The following is a 4146-nucleotide window of genomic DNA, read 5'->3' on the forward strand; positions in this document are numbered from 1 at the left end:
ATACTTTGATAAGCTTGGAGCACCACGTCTGGTATGAACCTCAACCTCACGAACCGCCTAGTGCGGACCCGCATGCTAGGTGGTGTGGCAGGGGCGCAGTCATGTTGACTGCCCCCTATGCCGATGCGGACATGCCATCCAGCCCATAACTGCTCCGCCTGTACAGAATTTTGCAAACAAAATTGCTTGCAAAATATAAACATTCTTGTTTAGAATAAAACCATCTCAACACCAAGAAAGTTGAGCATGATGTGAAGCAAAGCGAATTTGTGCGATGGCTGATCAAGCAAGGCGCCACCTTCAAGGACGGCACAAAACACCTCAAGGTGTATTGCAACGGCAAGCAAAGCATCTTACCCAGGCACCCGGCCAAGGAACTGAAACAGCCCTTGGTCGACGGAGTCAAAAAACAATTGGGTTTGAAGTGAACCCAGCCCCGCAGGCAACGGCGGGGTGAATTAGTTTTCCTAGAAAGGAAATGAGCTATGCACTACCCAGCCACCTTCAAGCCAGATCCAGCAGGCGGTTTTGTCGTGACTTTTCGCGACTTGCCTGAAGCCATCACCCAGGGTGATGACATGACAGAAGCCATGGACATGGCGCGTGACGCATTGGTCACCGCCATGGACTTTTACTTTGAAGACCAGCGCCCTGTGCCAGCGCCCACCAAGCCCAAACGCGGCGAGCAGTTGGTCGAGCTGTCCCCCAGCATCAGCGCCAAAGTGTTGCTGCTCAACGAGATGCTGTCCCAGCAAGTGCGCCCCGCTGACTTGGCGCGCAAGATGCAGGTGTTGCCCCAAGAGGTGAACCGCATTTTGAATCTGGAGCACAAAACCAAGATCGACACCATTGCCCAGGCCCTTGGGGCCATGGGCAAGCGCTTGGAGTTGTCCATTATTTGATGCCTCTGCGCGCCGCAGCCACGCTGGGCCACATCCCCACCGTGGCCGAGTACTTTGATGCCATGGGCATCGTGAACAAAGACGGCGCCGCCATCTACAAGTACATGAACTTCAACCAGATTGAAGAGTACGTGGAGAACGCGAAAAACGCGACGGTCTGAGCTTCGGCGCTGACCCCGTCAGAGAAACGGCCCAAGGAGCGATCCCTGGGCCGTTTTGCATGAGGTGCGTCTTCGAACCCCATCAACGCATCATCAAGTTCTTCAATTCGCCGATGAAGGTTGCGTCGTCTTGGGCCTTTCTGTCATCCAGCAATCGATGGGCATCGGCACCGGCGCGAAAGCGCAGGCGGTTGCCAGTCTCGTGGGCCGCTTCCCAAACCACATCGGCCACGATCTCCGGGGAAGAGGGGTTGGCGGCCAACTTGCCGAAGAGGCGCCCCATCGCCTCGACTGTGGGTGCGTAGTCGGTGAGACCGTCTTCCATGGCAAAGTCAAACGAGCGGCCACCGAAGTCGGTTTTGATCATGCCGGGCTCCACCAACCGCACGCGGATGCCCGGTGGCTCCAACTCATAGTGCAAGGATTCGGACAAACCTTCGACCGCAAACTTGGTGCCGTGATACAGCGTGCCCAAGGGAAACGTGATCTGCCCACCGATGGAAGAAATGTTGATGACCGTGCCCGATCGCCTCGCCCGCATGTGGGGCAGTACCGCTTTTGTTACGTCCAACAAACCCAACACATTGGTGTCGAACTGGCGCCGGATGCGCTCGCTAGAAAAGGCTTCAAGAGGGCCGTAGGCGCCATAGCCAGCGTTGTTCAGCAACACATCGATGCGGCCAAAGTGTTGGATGGCACGGGCAACCGCGGCTTCAATCGATGAGGCGTCCGTCACATCGAGGCGAGAGACCTGCACATGGTCCAGTCCTTCAAGATCGCGCCCTGCAGATGGGTCACGCATGGTGGCGGCGACGTTCCAGCCTTCTCGCTGAAAGCGCAAGGCGGTGGCTTTTCCAATGCCAGACGATGCGCCTGTGATCAAAATGGTTTTCATGTCAGCCCCTTCAGGCGTTGAGGTCAAGCATCTGCTCGATGCCAAAGTTCGTCATGAGGGTGCGCGTCACCTCGTGCAGCGTCTCGTTGTAGCGCTGGATCTGTGGCCCGACGCCCGTGTGATCGACCACCGTGCGGAAGGGCTTCTGGCCAGACGGCATGTCCAGCAAGGCGACCACGGCCTCGGCCACACGCTCAGGCCGCTGCTGGGGTGTGGCTTCTAGCATTTGCGCCAGGCCAGCCGCTGACTGCTGGGGCACCTGCGCAAAGTCGCCGTAGCCACTGGCCCGGGTGTGGTCGTTGGGTACCACCATGCCTTCGAAAAACGCGGTGGGCATGGCGCCTGGCTCCAAGATGCAGGATTCGATGCCGAAGCCGGAGAGCTCAGTGCGGTAGCACTCGGCGATTGCCTCCAGGGCCCACTTGGACGCTGAATACGTGCCATAAAAAGGCATGGCAACGCGCCCGATCAAACTGGAGGTGTACAACACCGTGCCTCGCCCCTGCGCTCGCAGCGTCGGTAGCGCGGCGCGCATCACCCGCTGCACCCCCATGACATTGACGTCAAACACCTGGGCCATCTCTTCGGGGGACATCAGCTCTTGGATGCCATAGGCCCCTATCCCCGCGTTGTTGAACACCACATCGAGCCCACCGAGCGCGGCGATGGCTTGCGCAAGCCCTTGTTCCGTGCTGGCGGTGTCGGTCACATCCAACTCAACGATGTGCGCCCCAGCGCTCGCCAGCGAGGCGACGGCCTGCGCGTTCTTGCCCCCGCTGCGGCGAACACTGCCCGCAACGGTGTGGCCCCGCGCCAAGAGAGCCAATGCCGTGGGCAGGCCAAAGCCACCCGCAATGCCAGTGATGAAAATTTTTGCCATGGTTCAGTACACCTTTCTAGATTGATGCTTGCATATTAATTTTTTAATATCATGAATTCATGCAAAAATTTCCGATTTACTTGCACAATAGTCCATCTGTGTAATTTTTTGGATGATTTTCAAATTTTGCCTTGGCGTCGGTTCTGGAGAAACCCATGACACTCCCTTTGCTGTTGAAACATGTCACCACTCTGATGACCCGCGAGGGTCTGAGCCAGGGGGGGCTTGACCATGCACCCAGCGGCATGCACCTGCTGCGATACACCCAGACGACGCGGCAAGACGCCACCCTCTATCGGCCGCTGCTGTGCCTGGTGCTGCAAGGTGCCAAAGAGGTGGGTACCAACACCACGACGGTGCGTGTGGGGGAGGGGGCATCGCTTGTTGTGAGCCATTTGTTGCCCGTGGTCTCGCGCATCACGCAAGCCACTTCGGACCACCCCTACGTCGCACTGGTTTTCCTACTGGACATGGACTTGTTGCGAACGCTGGCCTCGGAGACCACGCCGGTGCGTGCAGGCCCGTCTTCCAGTCCGTTTTCCATCGCGGTGTCGCCAAGCGATGGGGAGATGGAAGCAGCGCTGCTGCGCTACCTCGTGCAATCCGAATCGGACAACACCCGACAACTGTTGGCTCCTATCACACGCCGTGAAATACACGCACGTCTTTTACTGGGGCCCCAAGGCGAGCAATTGCAAAGGCTGCTCTGGCACGAGACCACGGCCAGTCGGATTTTCCAGGCCACCAGAGCCATACAGTCCGACCTCTCAAGCCCCATCGCCGTTGGTGATTTGGCGCAGCGCGCGGCCATGAGCCACTCCGCTTTTTTTGAGCATTTCAAGGCCGTCACTGGAACATCGCCGCTTCAGTACCAAAAAGAGTTGCGTCTGCTGCACGCGCGCGATGCTTTGCGCACCACCAAGGACAAAGTCTCTGAGGTGGCTTTTCGACTGGGCTATGAGAGTGCATCCCAGTTTTCTCGGGATTACGCCCGCAAGTTTGGGTGCGCACCTAAGCAGGATCGTGACCTGCACAGTTGGCAATAGCTGCCGGAACGTCGGGGTTTCAGTGCCGAGTACTTTGATGCCATGGGCATCGTGAACAAAGACGGCGCCGCCATCTACAAGTACATGAACTTCAACCAGATTGACGAGTATGTGGAGAACGCGAAGGGCGTGACGGCCTGAGCGTTGATTCGCTGAGTTAAAAAAGAAACGGCCCCGGGAGCGATTCCGGGGCCGTTTTGTTTGGGGTACACAAGCGGCACCAGCCTTTGAGGCCGATCCGCGCATCAGTTGGTGTGGGGAT

Annotated in this window: 6 protein-coding genes; 4 read left to right on the forward strand and 2 right to left on the reverse strand. The window is 57.9% G+C overall.

The genetic code is table 11. The features are described 5' to 3' along the window. Positions 1–251: 251 nt before the first annotated feature. From ACIQ39_RS18810 to ACIQ39_RS18820, 3 genes are read left to right on the forward strand one after another with little or no spacing between them, the layout of a single operon-like run. A complete protein-coding gene (locus tag ACIQ39_RS18810) occupies positions 252–428 on the forward strand; it encodes an mRNA interferase (RefSeq protein ID WP_396436112.1) in 177 nt (58 codons plus the stop codon). A gap of 57 nt (positions 429–485) precedes the next feature. After that, positions 486–902 (forward strand): type II toxin-antitoxin system HicB family antitoxin, encoded by a 417-nt coding sequence (locus ACIQ39_RS18815; protein WP_396436113.1) that lies wholly within the window; start codon positions 486–488, stop codon positions 900–902. Beyond that, positions 902–1063, forward strand: a complete 162-nt coding sequence (locus ACIQ39_RS18820; RefSeq protein ID WP_396436117.1) for a hypothetical protein — start codon at positions 902–904, stop codon at positions 1061–1063. The genes ACIQ39_RS18815 and ACIQ39_RS18820 overlap by 1 nt, the downstream gene beginning before the upstream one ends. Before the next feature lie 82 nt (positions 1064–1145). On the opposite strand, the gene ACIQ39_RS18825 is transcribed toward ACIQ39_RS18820, so the two are convergent. After that, positions 1146–1958, reverse strand: a complete 813-nt coding sequence (locus tag ACIQ39_RS18825; protein WP_396436114.1) for an SDR family oxidoreductase — start codon at positions 1956–1958, stop codon at positions 1146–1148. A 10-nt stretch (positions 1959–1968) separates the two neighbouring features. Further along, positions 1969–2838, reverse strand: a complete 870-nt coding sequence (locus ACIQ39_RS18830) for an SDR family oxidoreductase (RefSeq protein WP_396436115.1) — start codon at positions 2836–2838, stop codon at positions 1969–1971. Between the two features lie 155 nt (positions 2839–2993). On the opposite strand from ACIQ39_RS18830, the gene ACIQ39_RS18835 reads away from it, so the two are divergent. Beyond that, on the forward strand, positions 2994–3884 hold the full coding sequence (locus ACIQ39_RS18835) for an AraC family transcriptional regulator N-terminal domain-containing protein (RefSeq protein WP_396436116.1): 891 nt from the start codon (positions 2994–2996) through the stop codon (positions 3882–3884). Positions 3885–4146: the final 262 nt, after the last annotated feature.

It is taken from the genome of Limnohabitans sp. (assembly GCF_044361645.1).
Taxonomy (GTDB): domain Bacteria; phylum Pseudomonadota; class Gammaproteobacteria; order Burkholderiales; family Burkholderiaceae_C; genus Limnohabitans_A.